The organism is Streptomyces sp. NPDC059832 (assembly GCF_042731715.1).
Taxonomy (GTDB): Bacteria; Actinomycetota; Actinomycetes; order Streptomycetales; family Streptomycetaceae; genus Streptomyces.
This window is the reverse complement of sequence record NZ_JBHWIY010000010.1, coordinates 1-19,896: the sequence shown is the minus strand read 5'-3', so window position 1 is coordinate 19,896 and position 19,896 is coordinate 1. Positions and strand designations below refer to the sequence as shown.

Genomic DNA, 19,896 nt, shown 5'->3' with positions numbered 1-19,896 from the left:
AACTCAGATCCCCACCGTGAAGCCGTCGGACCAGCCCTGCAGTTGCTGCATCATCGTGCCCCACGCACCGGTCAGCAGGAGAAGACCGGTCGCGATCATCATGACGCCGCCGATGCGCATGACCCATGCGTAGTGGCGCTTGACCCAGCCGAACGCGCCGAGCGCCTTGCGGAAGGCGACCGCGGCGAGCACGAAGGGCAGGCCGAGGCCGAGGCAGTACGCGATGGTCAGTATCGCCCCGCGGCCGGCGGTGCCCTGGTCCATCGCGAGGATGCTCACCGAGCTGAGCGTCGGGCCGAGGCACGGGGTCCAGCCGATCCCGAAGAGGGCGCCCAGCAGCGGTGCGCCCGCCAGTCCGGTCACCGGCCTCTTGTGGATACGGAACTCACGCTGCGTCATCCAGGGCATCAGGCCCATGAAGAAGATCCCCATCAGGATCATCAGCACGCCGAGCACCTTGGTAAGGATCCCGCTGTGCTCCTGGAGGGTCTGGCCGAAGAATCCGAAGAGGGCGCCGCCGGAGACGAACACGGCGGTGAAGCCGAGCACGAAGAGCGAGGCGCCCGCGACCATCCGCCCCCGCCGGGCCTGCGCCAGGTCCGTGCCGCTGACCCCGGTGACGTAACTGAGGTAGCCGGGGACGAGCGGCAGGACGCACGGCGAGAAGAACGAGACGAGCCCGGCGAGTACGGCGACGGGCAGGGCGACGATCAGCGCGCCGTTCACGACGGTCGGGTTCTCGCCCGTGATCGCGGCAGCGGCAAGGGTTAGCACGGAATCACTTCTCCGCGATCAGCGGGTCGATCATCTTGTGCAGCTTGTCGGAGTCGAGCGCGGCCAGGGAACGGGCGGCGATCTTCCCGTCCCGGTCCAGCACCACGGTCGACGGAATGGACTGCGGACGCAGCGTGCCCTTGGGGAAGCGGAGCATGAGCTTGCCGGTCGGGTCGAAGAGGCTCGGGTAGGGGACCCCGTAGTCCTTCTCGAAGCTCAGCGCGGGGCCCTTCTTGGCGTCCCGCGTGTTGATCCCGACGAACTGGACGTCCTTGTCCTTCGTCTCCTTCGCCACCCGCGAGAAGTACTGGGCCTCAAGGCGGCAGGGCCCGCACCACGAGCCCCACATGTTCAGTACGACGACCTTGCCCTTGTAGTCGGCGACGTCGAGCTGCTTGCCGTCGAGGGTCTCGCCGTCCAGCTTCGGGGCGGCCTTGCGGTCGCCCTTCTCCACGGTGGAGACGCCGCCACTGCCCGTGACGAAGTTCGTATTGCCACCGCCTCCGGCCTTGTTGCCGTCCCCGCCGCACGCGGTCAGCGTGAGGGCGAGGGCGGCGGCCGCTGCGGGGGCGGCGAGCAGGGTGAAGCGGCGTCGGGGTGCGCGGCCATAGCTCATGTGAAAAGTTTCGCATGGCGGTTTCGACGATCTCGGGCACCCCCCTCGGTGCCCGTAAAGCCCGTTGTCAGGCCTGTTTAAAGAAGGTGTTCCAGCCGCCTTCGGGGGACTGCCCGACCTCCAGCGTACGGAGCTTGTCGAGCACGGCCGGGGTCTGTACGTCGAGCCAGTCGACGAACTGCCGGAAGGAGACGAGGCGCACATCCGGCTTCCCCGCGATTTTCTTGATCACCGCCTCGACGGCGTCCATGTAGATACCGCCGTTCCACTCCTCGAAGTGGTTTCCGATGTAGAAAGGCGCGCGATTCGTCGAGTACGCGCGGTTGAAACCGGCGAGGTACGACTTGGTGGCCTGCTCACGCCACCCGGGATAACGCGAGGGCATGCCCTTGGTCGAATTCAGCGACTGGTTGGCGAGGATGTTGTAGTCCATCGAGAGGACTTCGAAGGAGTGCCCCGGGAACGGCATCGCCTGGAGGGGCAGGTCCCAGACACCCTCCCGCTTCTTGGGCCAGACCTGGGTACCACCGGGTGAGCTGGCGTCGTAGCGCCAGCCGAGCTTGCTCGCCGTGGGCAGCAGATTCTCCTGGCCGAGCAGACAGGGGGCGCGACCGCCGATCAGTTCCTTGCGGTAGTCGAAAGGCAGCGGATCGAGGTCGGTCCAGCCGGTGTTCGTGCGCCATTCGGTGACGAAGGAGACCGCCTGATCGATTTCACTCCGCCACTGCGCGGACGACCAGTTCGCGACCGATCCGGAACCGCTGCAGAAATGCCCGTTGAAGTGGGTCCCGATCTCATGCCCGTCGAGCCATGCCTGACGGACGTTCTTCAGCGTCTCCTTTATGTGACCGTCGGTGAGATAACCGATGTCGGAAGCGCCGATCGGGTTGTTGGGCGGCCGGTACATGGACTTCTTCGACTCGGGCAGCAGATAGAGCCCGGACAGGAAGAAGGTCATCGCCGCGTCATGATCCTTGGCGAGTTCCAGAAAGCGCGGGAAGAGTCCGTTGCCGACCTCGCCCGCCCCGTCCCAGGAGAAGATCACGAACTGCGGTGGCGTCTGCCCGGGTTCGAGCGGGACCGGCTTGGCGGGCTGGTGCGGCTGCTTCCCGGTGTCCGCGGTGGAACCGTCCCCGATCTTCCTGACGTCCTTCTCCTCGGACCCGGTCCCGCGAGTGCGTCCGTCGGACCCCTTCTCCCCCGTGGTCCCCGACCGGCCCGAATCGGACGAGCCGAAGGCACCGCAGCCCGCCACCCCGACGGCGGCGGCGGCTCCAAGCCCGGCTCCGAGCAGACCCCTTCGGCTGATGTCGCGCATGAATACCCCATCTGCGGTCGTTTTGCCTCAAGTCCATACAAACTGGCGAAGGCTTAGATGAAGGAATCAACACGGGGGTTCCGCGATTTAGCACATGATTCTTTGCGCGACCAGACCCCAGCCATGACCGAACGTATGACCTAGCAGGTGACGTGGGGTGGGAACAGCGCTTCAACCACCACCGAGGACGGCAATCGCCGGGCAGACGAAAAATCGCCGGACGGGCGAAAAAATCAAGCCCGTCCGGCGATTGAGGACAAAAACCCCAGACGACAACAAACCAGCACTCGACGACCGGCGACCCCGGCGAACCGGCCTCGTGGGCACCCCCGCCCCGCCGGCCCCCGGGCCGACTACGCGCCGAACGCCTTCGACTTCCCCTTCACCGGCTTCGCACCGGCCCGCAGATGCGCCGGCACCAGGTCCCGCGCCGGCTCCGTGTACCCGACCGACACGATCTTGTCGCCCTGGTACGTGAAGCTGGTCAGCGACGCCAGCGTGCACTGCCGCTTGCGCGGGTCGTGCCACAGCCGCCGCCGCTCCACGAAGCTCCGCACGATCCAGATCGGCAGCTGGTGGCTGACGCAGACCGCCTCGTGACCGCGCGCCGCGTCCCGAGCGGCGTCCAGCGCCCCGACCATCCGTACGACCTGCTCGATGTACGGCTCGCCCCACGACGGCCGGAACGGGTTCGTCAGGTGCTTCCAGTTGTCCGGCTTGCGCAGCGCGCCGTCGCCGACGCCGAAGGTCTTGCCCTCGAAGACGTTGGCCGCCTCGATGAGCCGCTCGTCGGTGGCCAGGTCCAGGCCGTGCGTCTTGGCGATCGGCGTGGCCGTCTCCTGGGCGCGCTCCAGCGGGGAGGCGACGACATGGGTGATGTCGCGGCCCGCGAGGTGCTCGGCGACCCGGTCGGCCATCTGCCGGCCGAGCTCGGAGAGGTGGTAGCCGGGGCGGCGCCCGTAGAGCACGCCCTCCGGGTTGTGCACCTCTCCGTGCCGCATCAGATGGACGACGGTGATGTCCTTGCCCGCGCGGCTTCCGTCGTCCGTGCGGCTTCCGTTCTCGCTCATGCGGTGGCCTCCGAAGCGGCGCGGGCGGCGGCGGGCAGGGCGGCGGCGATGCGCTCGACGGCCTGCGTGTCGTGGGCCGTGGAGACGAACCAGGACTCGAAGGCCGACGGCGGCAGGTAGACCCCCTGCGACAGCAGCGAGTGGAAGAAGGCGGTGAAGCGGAAAGCTTCCTGCTGCTTGGCGTCCTCGTAGTTCCGCACCGGGCGGTCGGTGAAGAAGACGGAGAACATGTTGCTCGCCGCCTGCACCGTGTGCGCCACGCCCTCCTTGGCCAGCGCCTCGCCGACCAGGCCGCGGATCTCCGCGGAGACCGCGTCCACCTTGGCGTACGCCGCGTCGTCGAGCAGCCGCAGCTGGGCGAGGCCGGCGGCGGTGGCGATCGGGTTCCCGGAGAGGGTGCCCGCCTGGTAGACGGGGCCGGCCGGGGCGAGGTGCGCCATCACGTCCGCGCGCCCGCCGAAGGCCGCGGCCGGGAAGCCGCCGCCCATGACCTTGCCGAAGGTCATCAGATCGGGCCGCACCCCGTCGACGCCGAACCAGCCGGCCTTCGAGGTACGGAACCCGGTCATGACCTCGTCGGAGATGTAGAGCGCACCGTTGGCGGCGCAGAGCTCCTTGAGCCCGGCGTTGAAACCGTCCAGCGGCGGCACGACGCCCATGTTGCCCGGCGACGCCTCGGTGATCACACAGGCGACCTCGCCGGGGTGCGCGGCGAACGCCTCGCGGACCGCGTCCAGGTCGTTGTACGGCAGCACAATCGTGTCGCCGGCCTGCGCGCCGGTGACCCCGGGGGTGTCCGGAAGACCGAAGGTCGCGACCCCGGAACCGGCGGCGGCGAGCAGCGCGTCGACGTGGCCGTGGTAGCAGCCGGCGAACTTCACCACCTTGGCCCGGCCGGTGAACCCGCGGGCGAGACGGATCGCGGACATGGTCGCCTCGGTGCCGGACGACACCAGCCGCACCTGCTCCACGGGCTCGATCCGGGCCACGATCTCCTCGGCGAGCGCGACCTCGCCCTCGCCGGGCGTACCGAACGAGGTGCCGCGGGCGACAGCCTCCTGGACTGCGGCGATGACCTCCGGGTGGGAGTGGCCGAGGATCATCGGCCCCCACGAGCACACGAGGTCGACATACTCACGGCCGTCGGCGTCGGTGAGGTACGGACCGTTGCCGGACACCATGAAGCGGGGCGTACCGCCCACGGCTCGGAAGGCACGGACGGGAGAGTTCACGCCGCCGGGCGTCACGAGGGACGCGCGGTCGAAAAGCGTCTGCGAAACTGGGGCGTCATAGGGAAAGCTCACACAAGCCATGGTGTCAGAGCCACGGACGGTCTTGCGGACAGGTGTTTCACCGCACGCCCGTGGGGGAGGTCACTGACACGATGATCGGGTTGCGCGGCGGGGGCTGTGTCTCCTAAGTAGTAGTCGGGTGGATGAGATATGCATCGCGGTGGCGGAGTGGGCGAAGGGACCGACGACCTGGGGCCCGAGCCTGCCCGGCGGGGTCGGCACCGGCGTGAGGCGGAGCGCGAGCAAGGCATACGGGCCGGTGGTCCGCAGGGTGGCGAAGCCGGAAGCAGGAGTGGTGGCCGGGTGGGGGTGACCTACAAGTACTTCGGTGCCCCCGACGGGGCCACCGCGGCACGCGTGCCCATCTCGATGCGCCCCGAGGAGCTCGGCGGCGACGAGCTGGGCATGGGCGGCATGTTCACCAAGATCAAGCCGGAGACGGTGGCGGCGATGGTCCTCACCGGAATACAGGGCATACCCCTGCACGCGGTCCCCCCGCTCGAACTGGTCGTGCTGCACCCCGATTACGCGGTGGTCAAGCTTCCGATGACGGTCGTCGACCCGCTGCGCGGCGTCGGCGAGGAGTCGGTGGGCGCCGCGGCGTTCATCTGGTCCACGGTCCCCGACCGCGGCGGCCCGCGCGACGCGTTCAACGTCTACCAACTCCTGCACGAGTGGCAGGACTTCTCGCACCGGCTGCACGACGCGGGGCACCAGGCGTACTGCCTGGTGTGGCCCTGACCGGGGCCCGTTCAGCACGGTGCTGCGGCGGGGCCTCCCCGGGCGTCCCAGGACGCCCGGGGCATGACGACGGCGGCGGCCGGGCGTCCTCGCCCGCGCCGCCACCGCATACGTAGAGGTCAGGCAGCCACCGAAGCGGCCGAGCTCACCTTGGCGATGACCTCGGTGAGCGCGGTGACGACCTCGGCGTCGTCGGCGGGGTGGGTGTCGGCGAAGCGCGTCACGGAGCCGGGGATGGACAGCTTGGCGTCCTCCAGGACCACGCCACCCGCGACCCCGACGGACTTGCGGGCGTCGTCCTGCGCCCAGACGCCGCCGTACTGACCGAAGGCGGTGCCGACCACGGCGACCGGCTTGCCGGAGATGGCGCCGGCACCGTACGGGCGGGACAGCCAGTCGATGGCGTTCTTCAGGACGGCCGGCATGGTGCCGTTGTACTCGGGCGAGAACAGCAGGAAGGCGTCGGCCCCGGCCGCCACCTCGCGGAGCCGGGCGGCAGCCGCCGGGACGCTTCCCTCGACGTCGGTGTCCTCGTTGTAGAAGGGCACATCGGCCAGGCCCTCGAACAGCTCGATCTCGGCGCCCGCAGGGGCGTGCTTGGCGGCGGCCTCGGCGAGCTGGCGGTTGTGCGAGCCGGCGCGAAGGCTGCCGACGAGCGCGAGGATGCGTACAGACATAGGGGAACTCCCGGGAGGCGGAGAGGCAGTTGCGTCCAATCAAGCGGACCGTGGTCCGTTTAAAGTTGTACCACCTAAACGGACCACGGTCCACTTATTCTTCCCGGACGCTACGCTGTCACCATGACCGGCCCCGTTACCCCTCCGCCGAGGCTGCCCGAACCAGGAGGAGCGCGGACGAATCTCCCGCTCGCCCCGACGGATGAGCCCCCGCAACTGCGGGCGGACGCAGCGCGCAACCGCACGCTCCTGCTGGACGCCGCTTCCCGGCTCCTGGCCGGGTGCGGAGCGGCCGACCTGACCATGGAGTCGGTGGCCGCCGCCGCGGGCGTGGGCAAGGGGACCGTCTTCCGGCGCTTCGGCGACCGGGCCGGGCTCCTGCTCGCACTCCTGGACCACCGGGAGAAGCAGCTCCAGGCCGCCTTCCTCTCCGGTCCACCACCGCTGGGCCCCGACGCCTCCCCGGCGGAGCGGCTGCACGCCTTCGGGCCCGCCGTCCTGCGCCACGAACGCGACCACCACCCGCTGATCCTGGCCAGCCGGACCGACCCGCTGCGCAACTACGCCGTCCCGGCGCTCCATCTGCGCATCAACCACATCGCGATGCTGCTGCGGCAGGCGGGCGTGCCCGGCGATCCGGAACTGCTGGCACACACCCTGCTCGGCGCCATCGACACCGCCCTCGTCCACCACCTCACCGTCGAGCGCGGTATGCCGCTGGAGCGCCTGGAGGAGGCCTGGCACCACCTGGTCACCCGGCTCGGGGCGACCGCGTAGCCATCCCGCTCCCTTCCGCGATCCCCCTCCATGACCCCCTCCGCGGCCCCCGGCGGGATCCCTCGGCGGGACCCCGAAGAATCACGGGAAACATGGACTTCGGGACGAAAGCCCCATATCACCGTGGCGGCACTTGATACATGCTGGAGAGACATCGACAGTTCCCGACCCCCGGGGGTCCGATGTCCACCCAGACGCTCACCGACGCGGTGGTGACCGACCTCGTCGCCGACGCCACCGCCGCACCGTCCATGCACAACGCCCAGCCCTGGCTCTTCCGCTACGGGCACCGCAGCCGCACCCTCGCCCTCCTCGCCGACTTCGAGCGCCGGATGCCGGAGGCCGACCCCTCCACGCGCGCCCTTCACGTGGGCTGCGGCGCGGCCCTGCTGAACCTGCGGGTGTCCGCCGCCCACCACGGCCTGGACGCGGCCACCACCTTGCTGCCCGAGCCGTCGGATCCGGTCCTCCTGGCCTCCGTACGCCTGGACGACCACCCCGAGGCCCCCCGCGAGCAGACCGACGAAGCGCTCCGCGCTCTCCATCCCGCTATCGCGGACCGGCACACCAGCCGCTACCCGTTCGACGAGCAGACGATCCCCGACGACGTCCGCGCCCGCCTCGTCCGCGCGGCCCGTGCCGAGGGCGCGGACCTCGTGTTCCTGACCGAGCCCCACCTGGAGACCGTGCTCGATCTGATCCGGGACGCCGAGGGATACAACCGCGGAGACCCGGCGCGGGAGGCCGAGCGGGAGCACTGGGCCCGGTACGCGAAGACCGACGCGCCGGTCGACGGAATCCCCGACTACGCCTTCGGCCCCCTCGACGCCGCCGAGAGAGCGACCAATCGCGACTTCGCCGGTACCGCCGCCCTCGCCGGCCGGGCCCGCGTCCTGTTCGAGCACCAGCCGCAGCTGGCCCTGTTGAGCACCGAGGGCGACCGCCCGGCGGACTGGCTGCGCGCCGGTCAGGCGCTGGAGCGCGTCCTGCTCACCGCGACGCTGGACGCGGTGTCCACCTCGTTCGCGACCCAGCCCCTCGAATGGCCGGACCTGCGCTGGGTGCTGCGCGACCCGGTCCATGGCTCGGGGAACCCCCAGATGATCATCCGCCTGGGATACGGGCCCACCGGGCCGCGCACGCCGCGCCGTCCCTTGGACCGGGTGCTGACGATCGAACCGTAGAAACGCCGGGGCGAGGCGCCGGAACCACACGCGCGGGTCCGGCCGAATCCGAGCAGAGAAGGCGGTGGCAGCGATGCGGCTCCCCGTAGTCGTCGGAGTGGACGGGTCGGAGGGCAGTCTGCGCGCCCTGGACTGGGCCGCGGCGGAAGCGGCCCGCTCCCGGCTCCCCCTGCGCATCGTGCACGCGTCGCTGTGGGAGCACTACGAGGGTCTGCGGCCGACCGCCGACAGCGGGCGTCCTCCCGAACAGATCCTCGCCGAGCATCTCGTCGCCTCGGCCCGTGACCGCGTGCGAGACCTCAGCCCCGGGGTGAGCGTGGTGGCCGATGTGCAGCCCGAGGACCCGGTGGCCGCACTCGTCCGGGAGAGCCACGAGGCGGCGCTCGTCGTCCTGGGGTCCCGGGGCCGGGGCCGGATCGCCGGAATGCTCCTGGGGTCCGTCGGACTCGCGCTCGCCGGCCGGTCCCACTGCCCGGTCGTGGTGATCCCGGCGACGCCGCCGCTCGCCCCGGCGGAACCCGGCCGCGTGGTCGTCGGGATCAGCGACGCCACCGGCCCGTCGGCGGCTGCCGTCTTCGCGCTGGCCCAGGCCGCTTCGCGCCATGGCGAACTGGTCGCCGTACGGGCCTGGCGCCGCCCCACGCACGAGTTCCTGAGCCGTACGCCCCTCCCGGGCTCCCCCGCTTCCGCACACCGCCGACGGGCCGAGGAACACCTCGAAGAGGTCCTGGGCGCGCTGGCCGAACGGGACGATTCCGGAACCGTCGTCCACCGGTCGGTGACGCAGGGACCGGCGCACCAGGTACTGATCGAAGCCTCCGAGGGCGCGGAACTGCTGGTCGTCGGCGCCCGGCGGAGCAGCGGATGGCACGGACTCCAACTGGGCCCGGTCGACCACGCGGTGCTGCATTACGCGCCCTGCCCGGTCGCCGTCGTCCCGGATACGTACCAGGGCTGATACGCGTCGGTCCACGGCCTTACGGTTCTCCTCGTACCGATGTACTCACGTTCGAGTCGATGTACTCACGCACGAGGGGGAGGCCGCCCCATGGCCGATGCCGCCGCACACCTTGTCACCACGCTCGCCGCACCGCTGGACCGCGCACGGGACGCGGCGGACGCCCCGCGCCTCCTGCGGTGGCCCGCGCGGCGGCCGGACACCCGACCCGCTCCCGGTGACGGGCGATCAGCAGAGGGCCCGCGCCTGCTCGTCCAGCGCGGTGACACCGAGCTGGTCGCCGTCGACCCCGACTCCCCGGGCGTGGCGGCGGTCCGCTTCCCCGCTCCCTGGCCCCGCCGCTTCGGCACCAGCACGGTGGCGCCGAACGGTGAGCTCGCGGTGTTCGCCGGGGTGCACGCGGTGCGCGCGGTGGACCCGACGGGGGCGGTGCGCTGGGAGGTCGGACACGGCTGCTGGGAGGGCAGTTGCCGCACCCTCCACACCGCGTACGAGGAGTACGCGACCGACCACCGGCATCGGTACGCGGACAGCGGCTCGGCCGTGTTCTCCGCGGACGGGACGCTCGTGTGGGCCCATGTCCGCGGCCCTGTCGCCGCGTCCGGACCCGATCCGGAGGCGCTGGACGAGTGGCTGGTCATCGACGCCGCCGACGGACGGGTGCTCGGCCGGGCGGACGCGGAGACGGCGGCGGTCGGCTCGGATCACGTCCCGCACCCGGACCCCGCCCGGATGGGGCTGTGCGTCGGTGAGGGGCAGGACGGGGTGCCGATGCTGTGGGGCAGATGGGACGGCGAGAACCTCTCCGTCGAGCGGTTCTGCGACGACGAGCGGATCCTGACGGACGTGAGCCCGTCGGGCGACCGCTTCCTGACGGTGACTCATTACGAGGAGACGCTCGGCGTGCACCGGGTCGACGACGGTTCCGTACTGTCCGAACTGGACACCGAGCACACCGTCCCCCGCCACCCCGAGGCCGATCCCGACGACCAGGACGCCGACGAGACGCTCTGGGACTACGAGTGCGGCTTCCTCGACGAGGAGACCGTCGTCGCCGGTACGTCGGAGAGGGACGGGGAGTACGGGGAGGAGCGCCACTGGCTGGTGAGCGCGACCGGGGACCGGATGCGGCTGACCGCGCGGATCACGTACCCGTTCCCGATATCCGGCGCGCCCACGGCCCTCGGTGACGGCACCTGGTACACGGTGTCGGCGGCGGGCGACGCACTGCATGTGTGGAGCCGGTAGCCCGGCGGGCACGGGCCGGGGCGGGCCCCGGGGCGTCGGCCCCGGACCGGCCCCCATCCACCGGCCCCCATCCACCGGTCACCGGCCGCCGGTCACCGGCCGCCGGTCACCGGCCGCCGGTCGCCAATCACCCGCATCCGGCCATTCGTTCATTGGCCGAAGAGTGGTCTCCAGCCGATCCGTCGAACGTGCCGATGCAGAAGACACCTGCCTTCGTCCCGCGTGTGCGTGGAGGCCTGCCGTGGGCGACATCCTGCTGACCCTGCCCATCCCCGTGCTGACCTTCGCCTGCGGCATCTACGCGGCGTGCGAGAGCTGGTGGCGGGGACGGCGCCCGGCGCCGCCGTCCCCGTGTCCCCACCGGGCGGCCCGGCCGGCCGCCGCGGTCAGGCGACGGGCGGCCGCCAGCCGGGATCGCGGCCGGTCAGCGCCAGCACCTGCTCGAAGGGGCTAGCCCCGTCCGGCACGGGGTGGGGCTCGCCGAACACCTTCGCCTCCCGGGCCATCGGAGCCATCGCGGCCAGCCCGGGACCGATCTCGTCCAGCACCGACGTGTCCGGGGCGAACTCCTGACCGGTGGCCCGCGCCAGGTCCCAGGCGTGGACGGTCAGATCGCCCAGCACCATGTTCCCGACGGTCCTGGCCGGGAGTCCCATGGCCCCCGCGGTCCCCTCGTCCGCGCCGGGCACGGCCCAGGCCGCCACCAGCCTGGCCGCCTCCTCACCGAAGCGGGCCCGCCAGTTCCCGGTGACGATGTCCGGCGCCGCACCGAACTCGACGTCCTCCCTGGCCGCCAGGGCCTGGAAGTTGACGATCACTTGGAAGAGATGGTTGAGCAGAGCCCGTACGTCGTACTCCGCGCAGGGGGTGGGGGCTTCGAGGCTGTTGTCGTCGATCCCGTCCAGCACGCTCACGGCCGGTCCGACGGCCGTCTCCAGCAACTCGCTGATCTTCGTCATCCTTCGACGATGCACGACGGGGTGATCCGGCGCTTGAAGAAACGCGACATCGTCCGCACCGGCGGACCGCGCACCATAGGATCGCCGCCATGGCCGGTCCTCGACGCGACACCCGGGGCATCGTGGACGCCCCCGAGCTCTTCACCCAGGTACGTTTCCGCCGCCGTGAACCCGCCGCCGGGCTGCGGCCGTACCTGGAGCACTACTGGCTCATCGACTGGGACCTGTCCGAGCCGTACGCCTCCCACCTGGTGCCGCACCCGTCCGTGAACCTGGTCTTCCAGCGGTACGAGGGCAGGGCCGATTTCGTGGAGGTCTCGGGCATCGGGCTGGAGCTCTTCACGCAGAAGCTGGAGGGCCGGGGCCGGGTCTGCGGAGTGCAGTTCCGGCCCGGCGGTTTCCGGCCGTTCGCGCCGGACCGGCCCGTCGCGGAGTGGACGGGCCGGCGGCTTCCCGCCGACGAGGTGTTCGCCCCGCCCGCCCCGCCGTCGGACGTCCTCGACCCGGCGGACGAGGACGCGCGGGTGGCGGCGCTCGACACGTACCTGCTGGCGCTCGGCCCGGAACCGGACCCGCAGGCCGAACGCGCGATGGCCCTGGTCGACCTGGTGCGCACGGACCGCACGGTGCGCCGCGTCGACGAACTCGCCCGCGCCGAGGGGGTGTCGTCGCGCTCGCTCCAGCGGCTCTTCGCCACGTACGTCGGCGTCGGCCCCAAGTGGGTCATCCTCCGCTACCGCATCCACGAGGCGCTGGAGCGGGCCGAGTCGGACCGGCAGGTGGACTGGGCGGCGCTCGCGGTGGAGCTCGGCTACAGCGACCAGGCCCATCTGATCAGGGACTTCACGGCCACGGTCGGCGTACCCCCGACGGCCTTCGCGCCGCACTGACCGCCGGTTGTCAGTGCCGCGTCCTACAGTTCCGGCATGGAACGCACCACTTCATCGCCCGTACGGATCGAGGCCTGGTCGGACGCCGACCTGGAGCTGCTCCGCCGCGCCAACGCACCGGAGCTGATGGACCACCTGGGCGGACCCGAGTCGGAGGAGCAGCTCATAGCGCGTCACCAGCGCTACGTGGAGCTGAGCGCGGACCGCACGGGCCGGGGCAGGATGTTCCGCATCGCCCTGACGGACGGGGACGACGCCGTGGGCACGATCGGTTTCTGGGAGCGGACCTGGCAGGGCCAGGAGGTGTACGAGACGGGGTGGGCCGTCCTCCCCGGATACCAGGGCCTGGGCATCGCGACGGCCGCGACGACGGCCGTCGCCGAGCAGGCTCGGGCCGAGCGCAAGCACCGCTTCCTGCACGCCTACCCGTCCGTCGGGAACGGCGCGTCGAACGCGGTGTGCCGCAAGGCGGGCTTCACCCTGATCGGCGAGTGCGACTTCGAGTACCCGCCCGGCCAGGCGCTGCTGACGAACGACTGGCGGCTGGACCTGCACCCGGACGCGGTCGGGAACGGGGCCGGGGACGGGGCCGGAGACGGGGACGGGGACGGGGCCGGAGCGCGCTGGCCTCGGTCGGCCGCCGCCCCCGTCGTGCCGTAGCCGACCCTCACGCCCAGGAGCGTCCCGGGCCTGCCCGGGACGTTCGAAAACGTTTGACGACCGGGGCTCCCTCCTGGATATTCATCTGCGTCACGCAGTTTATGTGTGTCACAGGCATACTCATGCGCCCAGAGGGGATTCCTCCACCATGCACACTCTCGTCACCGGATGCCGCGGCCGTATCGGCTCCACGCTCGTCTCGCTGCTGCACCGCGACGGCCACACCGTCCGCGCGGCCTCGCGCACCCCCGGAGAGCTCGCCGCCACGGCCACCGCGCTGCCCGCCGGCGTACCGGTCGTGACCTGCGATCTCGGCGATCCGGCCACCTTCGGGGCCGCCCTCGACGGCGTCGACTCCGTCTTCCTCTACGCCGACCCGTCCGGCGTCGACGCCTTCCTCGCCGCGGCCGAGTCCGCCGGGGTCGACCACATCGTGCTGCTCTCCTCCAGCTCGGTCCTCGACCCGGACGCCCGGGACAACCCCATCGCCGCCTCCCACCACGCGGTGGAGCAGGCACTCACGGCCTCGCCCCTCACCACGACGCTGCTCCGTCCGGGCGCCTTCGCGAGCAATGCGTACCAGTGGGCGCAGTCGGTACGGGCCCACGGCTCCGTCGACCTCCCCTACCCCAACAGCCACTCCAGCCCCATCGACAGCACGGACATCGCCGAGGCCGCCCTCGCCGTTCTCACCGACCCCCGCCTGCGGGGCGCGGCGTACCACCTGACGGGCCCCGAATCGCTCACCGCCGCCGAGCAGGTCGGCCTGTTGGCTGCGGCGTCCGGGCGCCCCATCACGGTCAACACCGTGACCGGGGCGGCCTGGAAGGAGTCCATGGCCGCCTTTCTGCCCGAGCCGGTCGCCGACGCGCTGCTCGGGTACGCGGCCGCTTCGGACGGCTCCCCGGCCGAGGTGACCGGCGAGGTCGAGAAGCTGACCGGCCACCCGGCCCGCACCTTCGCCGCCTGGGCCGAGGAACACGCCGCCGCCTTCCGCCCCTGAGCCCGCCCGCATACCCGGCGCACCCGGCGCACGCCGACCACCGAAACCCTCTGGCTGACACACCCCGGCCGATGACATCCTGACGAGGTGAACGGACCGGAGATCCATCTCGAAGTCGCCCCCGAGCTGCGGCTCTTCGTCGCGCATGAACGCCGCCGGGGACGCACGGCCGTGACCACCGACGGCTCCTCCACCCTCGGCCATGTCGTGGAGTCGCTCGGTATCCCGCTCACCGAGGCCGGACAGATCCTGGTGGACGGTCGGCCCGTACCCGTCTCGCACATCCCGGGGGCCGGCGAACTGGTCGAGGTGCGGGCCGTGGAGCGCCCCCAGCACGTCCCGGGCGCGCCCCTGCGGTTCCTGCTCGACGTCCACCTCGGCACGCTGGCCCGGCGGCTGCGGCTGCTGGGCGTCGACGCGGCGTACGAGAGCGAGGACATCGGGGATCCCGCACTGGCCGCCCGGTCGGCGGACGAGCGGCGCGTACTGCTCTCGCGGGACCGCGGGCTGCTGCACCGGCGGGAGATCTGGGCCGGGGCGTACGTCTACAGCGACCGCCCGGAGGACCAACTCCGTGACGTGCTGGGACGGTTCACCCCGCGTCTCGCCCCCTGGACCAGGTGCACCGCCTGCAACGGCGCGCTGAAGGCCGCCGACAAGGACACGGTCAGCGACCATCTGGAACACGGCACCCGGCGCTCGTACGACGTCTTCGCGCAGTGCACGGAGTGCGACCGCGTCTACTGGCGGGGCGCCCACCACTCCCATCTGGAAGCGATCGTCACGAAGGCGCTCCACGAATTCGCGCCCACGTCCGCGGACGGCGCGTAGATCCGGGGAACGGCGTCGGCTCGGACCTGGAGCCGGGGAGCGACGTCAGCCCCGTCCGGAGCCGGGGGCCGAAGGACCGTCCACGCCGGGGCCGGCCGTCGCCCCGCCCCCCTCGGACACCGCGCCACCCGCCGCCGTCGCGCCGACGCCCTCGCGCAAGGCCTCGACCTGGAGCGCGCTCAGCTCGACCGTGCGCCGCATGTGGGTGATGAGCAGGGCCACCTCGTCGTCGTCGTACGCCTCGAACATCGCCGACCACGCCCCGTTCAGCCGCTCCCACACCGCGCCGATCTCCGCCATCCGCTCCGGCACGGTCGTCACGAGCACCCGTCGCCGGTCAACGGTGTCACGCTCGCGCGTCACGTACCCGCCCCGTTCCAGCCGGTCCACCAGCCGGGTCGCCGAGCCCGTGGTCAGCCCGGTCAGCTCCGCGATGCGGCCCGTGGTGACCGGCGCCGCCTCCAGGCCGAGCAGGTTGAGGCACTGCAGATCAGTCGGGTGGAGCCGCAAGTGGTCCGCGACGGCCTGGTTGAACAGCGCGTACGCGGCCATGTAGCGGCGTGACTCGACGGTCAGCTCGGCCATCAGCGCACTGCGGCGGGGCTGGGACTTCTGCGACATGCAGAGAGTGTACGAAGCAGACAACCCCGGGACCCGGACCGGCCAGCCGGTCGGCCAGCCAGTCAGTCAGTCGGCCGGTCGGCCGGCCGGTCGGCCGACCGGTCGGCCTACGGAGCCTCGGCGGTCAGATAGCGCTGGACGGTGGGCGCGAGCCAGGCGATCACCTCGTCGCGCGACATCTCGACGGCAGGCCCGAACCGCAGCACGTAGCGCGTGAGCGCCATCCCCAGTATCTGCGAGGCGACGAGCGCCGCGCGGTGGGACGCTTCGGCCGGAACGGGGCAGACACCGGCCGTGACCGCGCCGATCTGCTCGGCGAAGACGGCTCTCATCCGCTCCGCGCCGGCTTCGTTGGTGACACCGACCCTGAGCATGGCCGTGAGCACGTCGTCGTTCTCCCAGCGGTCCAGGAAATGCGCGACGAGGACCGCACCGACGTGCTTGCCCGGCATCGCCCCCAGCTGGGGCATCCGCAGGTCGATCGCGGAGGCGGCGACGAACAGCCCCTCCTTGTTGCCGTAGTAGCGCATCACCATCGACGGGTCGATGTTCGCGTCACGGGCGATGGCCCGGATGGTGGCGCGCTCGTACCCGTCGGCGGCGAACCGCTCGCGCGCGGCGTCGAGAATCGCGGCCTTGGTGGCATCCGAGCGGCGGGGCACGGTGGCGGGCTTCGTCATGCCAACAAATGTAGGCCAACAAGCGTTGACATGCCAGCCGCGCCGGGTCTACCGTTGCCAACAAGCGTTGACCAACACTTGTTGGCACGAAGGTGACAGCCGATGAACGGGCCCAGGAGGCAGCCATGACCACCACCCCGAGCACCGCACCCGACACCGTCGACGTCCTCGTCGTGGGCGCGGGCCCCACCGGCCTGCTGCTCGCAGGGGATCTCGCCGCCCAGGGCGTCTCCGTCACGCTCGTGGAGCGCCGCCCGCACCGGACGAGCAACATGACGCGCGCCTTCGCCGTACACGCCCGCACGCTCGAACTGCTCGACAGCCGCGGCCTTGCCGACGAGCTGATCAAGACGGGCACCTCCCTCGTCTCCCTGCGCTTCTTCGGCAAGCTCTCGCTCGACCTCTCCCGGCTGCGCACCCGCTTCCCCTTCGTGCTGATCACCCCGCAGTACGAGGTGGAGCGCCTGCTGGAGCGCCGAGCCCGCACCGCCGGCGTCCGCTTCCGGTACGACACGGAGCTGACCGGGCTCCAGCAGAGCGCCGCATCGGAATCCGTCACCGCCGAACTGCGCGAGCCGGACGGCAGCCGGACCACTCTCGCCGCCCGCTATCTCGTGGGCGCCGACGGGATGCGCAGCCCCGTGCGCCAGGCGCTCGGGCTCCCCTTCCCCGGCAGATCCGTGATCCGGTCGATCGCCCTCGCCGATGTCCGGCTCACCGAGGAGCCGGACGACATCCTCACGGTCAGCGGCGACGGGGACGCCTTCGCCTTCGTCGCCCCCTTCGGCGACGGCTGGTACCGCGTGATGGGGTGGAGCAGCGCACGCCAGTCCGCCGACAGCGACCCCACCGACCCCGTCGACCTCGACGAGCTGCGCGAGATCACCCGCCTCGCCCTCGGCACCGACTACGGCATGCACGACGCGCGCTGGATCTCCCGCTTCCACAGCGACGAGCGCCAGGTGCCGTCCTACCGCACCGGCCGGGTCTTCCTCGCCGGGGACGCCGCCCACGTCCACTCGCCCGCGGGCGGCCAGGGCATGAACACCGGCCTCCAGGACGCCGCCAATCTCTCCTGGAAGCTCGCCGCCGTACTGCGGGGGCAGTCGGCCGACCCGGAAGCGCTCCTCGACAGCTACCACGCCGAACGGCACCCGGTCGGCACGAAGGTACTCCGCTCCAGCGGCGCGCTCATCCGTCTCGCCATGGCCCGCACCCCGCTCCAGCGGACGGTCAGGACCATCGCCACCACGGCGCTGTCCATGGTCCGGCCCGCCTCCGACAAGGTCATCGGCATGGTCTCCGGAATCTCGATCGCCTACCCGGCCCCGCGCGGTGCGCATCCCCTGACCGCAAAGCGCGCCCCCGACCTGAGCCTGCGGGAGGGCCGGCTGCACCAACTGCTGCGCGACGGAACATTCGTCCTCGTCACTCCCGACGGCTCCGCCGCTCCGGCATCACCGGCCCCACTGGTGCACGCCCACTGGCGAGGTGACCGCACCACCACCCTGCTCATCCGCCCCGACGGCTACATCGCCTGGGCGAGCGACCACGCCGACCCGGCGGCCCTGCGCGCCGCACTCGCCCGATGAGCACGGGGCCCGCATCACCGGCCGGGGCTCAGAACACGTACTCGTCCCCGGTGGCCGGAGCCAGCACTTCGTGGTCGTTGTTACCGGGGTTCCGGTCGGTCGCGCCGCCGTTCCACAGCGTGTCGACGCGCACGACGACCTCGTCCGGCCGCTCCGCAAGCCGCAGTTCGAGGGCGAGCCGCCGCTCCTGCGCCCCATCGGCGCGCAGCGCACCCGTCCGGCACAGCACGGTCCGCCGGTCGGCCTGCAGACAGCTCTGCGGAAGTTTCTGCCGTCCGGAGAGCGCCACCGACGTCCGCACGCGCACGGTCACGCCCGACAGGCTCGACGGACCGTGGTTCTCGGTCCGCACCCGGACCCCGAGCCTCGCGCCCCACAGCAGGACATGCCCGTGGTGCGCCACATCGGCCTCAAACGCAATGGCCACGGAAGGCACAGGCGCCGAAGGGAGCGAAGGGCTCGACAGAGCCAAAGGAGTGGCCGCCGTGGCCACCGCGGCATCCGCCCCCAGCACCATGGTCGCCGCCAACACCGCCGTCGAAGCCAGCCCAGCCATCGAAGCTGTCGCGGAGACGGCTCGTGCGGATCCATGCGTCACTACCATGACCCGAAGATACAGATCACCCCGAATTATCCTTATTTGCCGACCGGTTCGGCGCGCCATTTGCCGACCGGTTCGGCGCACCCTCCCCCTCATTCGGCCCCTCACCCCGTGAAACGCTGACTCCATGTCCATCACCCGCTCCGTCGCTCTGTTCGTCGTCGCCGCGCTCTTCGAGATCGGGGGCGCCTGGCTGGTCTGGCAGGGCGTGCGCGAGCACCGGGGCTGGATCTGGATCGGGGCGGGCGTCATCGCGCTGGGTGCCTACGGCTTCGTCGCCACGCTCCAGCCGGACGGCGAGTTCGGCCGTATCCTCGCCGCGTACGGCGGTGTCTTCGTCGCCGGCTCGATCATCTGGGGCATGGTCGCCGACGGCTACCGCCCCGACCGCTGGGACGTGATCGGCGCGCTGATCTGCCTGGCCGGCATGGCCGTGATCATGTACGCCCCCCGCAACCACTGACCCCGCGCCTGCCTATCCTGACCCCGTACCGATCAGCTGTCCGAGGAGTCCGCCATGGCCGCCACCCCGATCGCCGTCATCACCGGAGCGAGCAGCGGCATCGGCGCCGCGACCGCCCGGCAGTTGGCCGCAGCCGGCTACCGCGTCGTACTGACCGCCCGCCGCAAGGACCGCATCGAGGCGCTCGCCGCCGAGATCAACGAGGCGGGCCACCAGGCAACGGCCTACGCGCTGGACGTCACCGACCGCGATGCGGTGGACGAGTTCGCCACGGCGTTCCGTAGCCTCGCCGTCCTCGTCAACAACGCGGGAGGCGCACTCGGGGCCGACCCCGTCGCCACCGGCGACCCCGCCGACTGGCGCCAGATGTACGAGACGAACGTCATCGGCACGCTCAACGTCACCCAGGCCCTGCTCCCCGCCCTCACCGGGAGCGGCGACGGCACGGTCGTGATCCTCTCCTCCACCGCGGGCCTCTCCACGTACGAGGGCGGCGGCGGCTATGTGGCCGCCAAGCACGGCGAGCACGTCCTGGCCGAGACCCTCCGCCTGGAGATCGTCGGCACCCCGGTCCGCGTCATCGAGGTCGCCCCCGGCATGGTCAGGACGGAGGAGTTCGCGACCACCCGTTTCCGCGGCGACACCGAGAAGGCGGCCAAGGTGTACGCGGGCGTCGACGCCCCCCTCACCGCCGACGACGTGGCGGACACCATCACCTGGGCCGTCACCCGGCCCAGCCACGTCAACATCGACCTCCTGGTGGTCCGCCCCCGCGCCCAGGCCTCCAACTCCAAGGTCCACCGCACCACCTGAGCCCAGCGAAGACAGGAAGGGCCCCGGACACACCACGGCGAATTCCAAGGGTCGTGGCAACACAGGTGATCAACTGGCTGTTGCCAGGAGCTTAGCGAGACGCTCGGCTGGGGTTTCCCAGTCGAGCG

The 19,896-nt window shown here is 71.3% G+C and carries 21 protein-coding genes and 2 pseudogenes; 13 read left to right on the top strand and 10 right to left on the bottom strand.

The genetic code is table 11. The features are described from left to right. Nucleotides 1–3: 3 nt before the first annotated feature. From ACFV8T_RS19145 to hemL, 5 genes are all read right to left on the bottom strand, one after another. Entirely contained in the window at nt 4–774 is a 771-nt protein-coding gene (locus ACFV8T_RS19145) for a cytochrome c biogenesis CcdA family protein (RefSeq protein WP_385328838.1), read from the bottom strand. 4 nt (nt 775–778) lie between these two features. Further along, nucleotides 779–1,390 (bottom strand): TlpA family protein disulfide reductase, encoded by a 612-nt coding sequence (locus ACFV8T_RS19140; RefSeq protein ID WP_385328836.1) that lies wholly within the window; start codon nt 1,388–1,390, stop codon nt 779–781. 67 nt (nt 1,391–1,457) lie between these two features. Then, on the bottom strand, nt 1,458–2,708 hold the full coding sequence (locus tag ACFV8T_RS19135) for a hypothetical protein (protein ID WP_385328834.1): 1,251 nt from the start codon (nt 2,706–2,708) through the stop codon (nt 1,458–1,460). Nucleotides 2,709–3,061: 353 nt separating this feature from the next. Next, entirely contained in the window at nt 3,062–3,778 is a 717-nt protein-coding gene (locus ACFV8T_RS19130; RefSeq protein WP_385328832.1) for a histidine phosphatase family protein, read from the bottom strand. Next, nucleotides 3,775–5,091 carry a glutamate-1-semialdehyde 2,1-aminomutase gene (gene hemL, locus ACFV8T_RS19125; protein WP_385328831.1) on the bottom strand — a complete coding sequence of 439 codons (1,317 nt, stop codon included), beginning with the start codon at nt 5,089–5,091 and terminating at the stop codon, nt 3,775–3,777. The genes ACFV8T_RS19130 and hemL overlap by 4 nt, the downstream gene beginning before the upstream one ends. A gap of 118 nt (nt 5,092–5,209) precedes the next feature. Between hemL and ACFV8T_RS19120 the strand changes: the two genes are divergently transcribed. Both ACFV8T_RS19120 and ACFV8T_RS19115 read left to right on the top strand, forming a co-directional pair. Further along, entirely contained in the window at nt 5,210–5,383 is a 174-nt protein-coding gene (locus ACFV8T_RS19120) for a hypothetical protein (protein ID WP_385328829.1), read from the top strand. After that, on the top strand, nt 5,374–5,811 hold the full coding sequence (locus tag ACFV8T_RS19115; protein WP_385328827.1) for a hypothetical protein: 438 nt from the start codon (nt 5,374–5,376) through the stop codon (nt 5,809–5,811). The genes ACFV8T_RS19120 and ACFV8T_RS19115 overlap by 10 nt, the downstream gene beginning before the upstream one ends. A 119-nt stretch (nt 5,812–5,930) precedes the next feature. Here ACFV8T_RS19115 and ACFV8T_RS19110 read toward each other — a convergent pair whose 3' ends face one another. Further along, complete coding sequence (locus ACFV8T_RS19110) at nt 5,931–6,488, bottom strand: NAD(P)H-dependent oxidoreductase (protein ID WP_385328826.1); 558 nt, start codon at nt 6,486–6,488, stop codon at nt 5,931–5,933. Between the two features lie 123 nt (nt 6,489–6,611). Between ACFV8T_RS19110 and ACFV8T_RS19105 the strand changes: the two genes are divergently transcribed. The 4 genes from ACFV8T_RS19105 (at nt 6,612) to ACFV8T_RS19090 (ending at nt 10,655) form a co-directional block, all read left to right on the top strand. After that, on the top strand, nt 6,612–7,265 hold the full coding sequence (locus tag ACFV8T_RS19105) for a TetR/AcrR family transcriptional regulator (protein WP_385328824.1): 654 nt from the start codon (nt 6,612–6,614) through the stop codon (nt 7,263–7,265). Between the two features lie 182 nt (nt 7,266–7,447). Beyond that, nucleotides 7,448–8,449, top strand: coding sequence for an Acg family FMN-binding oxidoreductase (locus tag ACFV8T_RS19100; protein ID WP_385328823.1), 1,002 nt, complete (start codon nt 7,448–7,450; stop codon nt 8,447–8,449). Between the two features lie 73 nt (nt 8,450–8,522). Beyond that, nucleotides 8,523–9,407 carry a universal stress protein gene (locus tag ACFV8T_RS19095; protein ID WP_385328821.1) on the top strand — a complete coding sequence of 295 codons (885 nt, stop codon included), beginning with the start codon at nt 8,523–8,525 and terminating at the stop codon, nt 9,405–9,407. A 90-nt stretch (nt 9,408–9,497) separates the two neighbouring features. Further along, a complete protein-coding gene (locus tag ACFV8T_RS19090) occupies nt 9,498–10,655 on the top strand; it encodes a hypothetical protein (protein WP_385328820.1) in 1,158 nt (385 codons plus the stop codon). Between the two features lie 386 nt (nt 10,656–11,041). Here the strand turns inward: ACFV8T_RS19090 and ACFV8T_RS19085 are convergent, their stop codons facing one another. Further along, nucleotides 11,042–11,614 carry a TIGR03086 family metal-binding protein gene (locus tag ACFV8T_RS19085; protein ID WP_385328818.1) on the bottom strand — a complete coding sequence of 191 codons (573 nt, stop codon included), beginning with the start codon at nt 11,612–11,614 and terminating at the stop codon, nt 11,042–11,044. Nucleotides 11,615–11,703: 89 nt separating this feature from the next. Here ACFV8T_RS19085 and ACFV8T_RS19080 point away from each other — a divergent pair, with 89 nt between their 5' ends. The 4 genes and pseudogenes from ACFV8T_RS19080 (at nt 11,704) to ACFV8T_RS19065 (ending at nt 14,998) form a co-directional block, all read left to right on the top strand. Then, nucleotides 11,704–12,504: a DUF6597 domain-containing transcriptional factor gene (locus ACFV8T_RS19080; protein ID WP_385328816.1), complete on the top strand. Its 801-nt coding sequence runs from the start codon at nt 11,704–11,706 to the stop codon at nt 12,502–12,504. A gap of 36 nt (nt 12,505–12,540) precedes the next feature. Then, a pseudogene (locus tag ACFV8T_RS19075) lies at nt 12,541–13,065 on the top strand (GNAT family N-acetyltransferase); the annotation flags it as partial. Nucleotides 13,066–13,312: 247 nt separating this feature from the next. After that, nucleotides 13,313–14,167 (top strand): NAD(P)H-binding protein, encoded by an 855-nt coding sequence (locus tag ACFV8T_RS19070; RefSeq protein ID WP_385328814.1) that lies wholly within the window; start codon nt 13,313–13,315, stop codon nt 14,165–14,167. Nucleotides 14,168–14,254: 87 nt separating this feature from the next. Continuing rightward, a complete protein-coding gene (locus tag ACFV8T_RS19065; RefSeq protein WP_385328813.1) occupies nt 14,255–14,998 on the top strand; it encodes a Mut7-C RNAse domain-containing protein in 744 nt (247 codons plus the stop codon). Between the two features lie 147 nt (nt 14,999–15,145). Here the strand turns inward: ACFV8T_RS19065 and ACFV8T_RS19060 are convergent. Together ACFV8T_RS19060 and ACFV8T_RS19055 are read right to left on the bottom strand one after the other, a co-directional pair. After that, a pseudogene (locus ACFV8T_RS19060) lies at nt 15,146–15,619 on the bottom strand (MarR family winged helix-turn-helix transcriptional regulator); the annotation flags it as partial. 107 nt (nt 15,620–15,726) lie between these two features. Continuing rightward, nucleotides 15,727–16,299, bottom strand: a complete 573-nt coding sequence (locus ACFV8T_RS19055; protein ID WP_385328811.1) for a TetR family transcriptional regulator — start codon at nt 16,297–16,299, stop codon at nt 15,727–15,729. Nucleotides 16,300–16,424: 125 nt separating this feature from the next. On the opposite strand from ACFV8T_RS19055, the gene ACFV8T_RS19050 reads away from it, so the two are divergent. After that, complete coding sequence (locus ACFV8T_RS19050; RefSeq protein ID WP_385328809.1) at nt 16,425–17,891, top strand: FAD-dependent monooxygenase; 1,467 nt, start codon at nt 16,425–16,427, stop codon at nt 17,889–17,891. 28 nt (nt 17,892–17,919) lie between these two features. On the opposite strand, the gene ACFV8T_RS19045 is transcribed toward ACFV8T_RS19050, so the two are convergent. Further along, the gene (locus tag ACFV8T_RS19045) at nt 17,920–18,318 is read right to left on the bottom strand and encodes a hypothetical protein (RefSeq protein WP_385328807.1); all 399 of its coding nucleotides are present in this window, start codon (nt 18,316–18,318) and stop codon (nt 17,920–17,922) included. A gap of 301 nt (nt 18,319–18,619) precedes the next feature. Here ACFV8T_RS19045 and ACFV8T_RS19040 point away from each other — a divergent pair, with 301 nt between their 5' ends. After that, complete coding sequence (locus tag ACFV8T_RS19040) at nt 18,620–18,955, top strand: YnfA family protein (RefSeq protein WP_266417897.1); 336 nt, start codon at nt 18,620–18,622, stop codon at nt 18,953–18,955. A gap of 54 nt (nt 18,956–19,009) precedes the next feature. Continuing rightward, complete coding sequence (locus ACFV8T_RS19035; protein WP_385328805.1) at nt 19,010–19,768, top strand: SDR family NAD(P)-dependent oxidoreductase; 759 nt, start codon at nt 19,010–19,012, stop codon at nt 19,766–19,768. The last annotated feature ends 128 nt before the right edge of the window (nt 19,769–19,896 follow it).

What these genes read in the sequence shown, in the direction of transcription:
- ACFV8T_RS19140 (WP_385328836.1), bottom strand. Translation starts at nt 1,390, where the DNA reads ATGAGCTATGGCCGCGCACCCCGACGCCGCTTCACCCTGCTCGCCGCC.
- ACFV8T_RS19135 (WP_385328834.1), bottom strand. Translation starts at nt 2,708, where the DNA reads ATGCGCGACATCAGCCGAAGGGGTCTGCTCGGAGCCGGGCTTGGAGCC.
- ACFV8T_RS19130 (WP_385328832.1), bottom strand. Translation starts at nt 3,778, where the DNA reads ATGAGCGAGAACGGAAGCCGCACGGACGACGGAAGCCGCGCGGGCAAG.
- hemL (WP_385328831.1), bottom strand. Translation starts at nt 5,091, where the DNA reads ATGGCTTGTGTGAGCTTTCCCTATGACGCCCCAGTTTCGCAGACGCTT.
- ACFV8T_RS19110 (WP_385328826.1), bottom strand. Translation starts at nt 6,488, where the DNA reads ATGTCTGTACGCATCCTCGCGCTCGTCGGCAGCCTTCGCGCCGGCTCG.
- ACFV8T_RS19105 (WP_385328824.1), top strand. Translation starts at nt 6,612, where the DNA reads ATGACCGGCCCCGTTACCCCTCCGCCGAGGCTGCCCGAACCAGGAGGA.
- ACFV8T_RS19100 (WP_385328823.1), top strand. Translation starts at nt 7,448, where the DNA reads ATGTCCACCCAGACGCTCACCGACGCGGTGGTGACCGACCTCGTCGCC.
- ACFV8T_RS19095 (WP_385328821.1), top strand. Translation starts at nt 8,523, where the DNA reads ATGCGGCTCCCCGTAGTCGTCGGAGTGGACGGGTCGGAGGGCAGTCTG.
- ACFV8T_RS19090 (WP_385328820.1), top strand. Translation starts at nt 9,498, where the DNA reads ATGGCCGATGCCGCCGCACACCTTGTCACCACGCTCGCCGCACCGCTG.
- ACFV8T_RS19085 (WP_385328818.1), bottom strand. Translation starts at nt 11,614, where the DNA reads ATGACGAAGATCAGCGAGTTGCTGGAGACGGCCGTCGGACCGGCCGTG.
- ACFV8T_RS19080 (WP_385328816.1), top strand. Translation starts at nt 11,704, where the DNA reads ATGGCCGGTCCTCGACGCGACACCCGGGGCATCGTGGACGCCCCCGAG.
- ACFV8T_RS19070 (WP_385328814.1), top strand. Translation starts at nt 13,313, where the DNA reads ATGCACACTCTCGTCACCGGATGCCGCGGCCGTATCGGCTCCACGCTC.
- ACFV8T_RS19055 (WP_385328811.1), bottom strand. Translation starts at nt 16,299, where the DNA reads ATGACGAAGCCCGCCACCGTGCCCCGCCGCTCGGATGCCACCAAGGCC.
- ACFV8T_RS19050 (WP_385328809.1), top strand. Translation starts at nt 16,425, where the DNA reads ATGACCACCACCCCGAGCACCGCACCCGACACCGTCGACGTCCTCGTC.
- ACFV8T_RS19040 (WP_266417897.1), top strand. Translation starts at nt 18,620, where the DNA reads ATGTCCATCACCCGCTCCGTCGCTCTGTTCGTCGTCGCCGCGCTCTTC.
- ACFV8T_RS19035 (WP_385328805.1), top strand. Translation starts at nt 19,010, where the DNA reads ATGGCCGCCACCCCGATCGCCGTCATCACCGGAGCGAGCAGCGGCATC.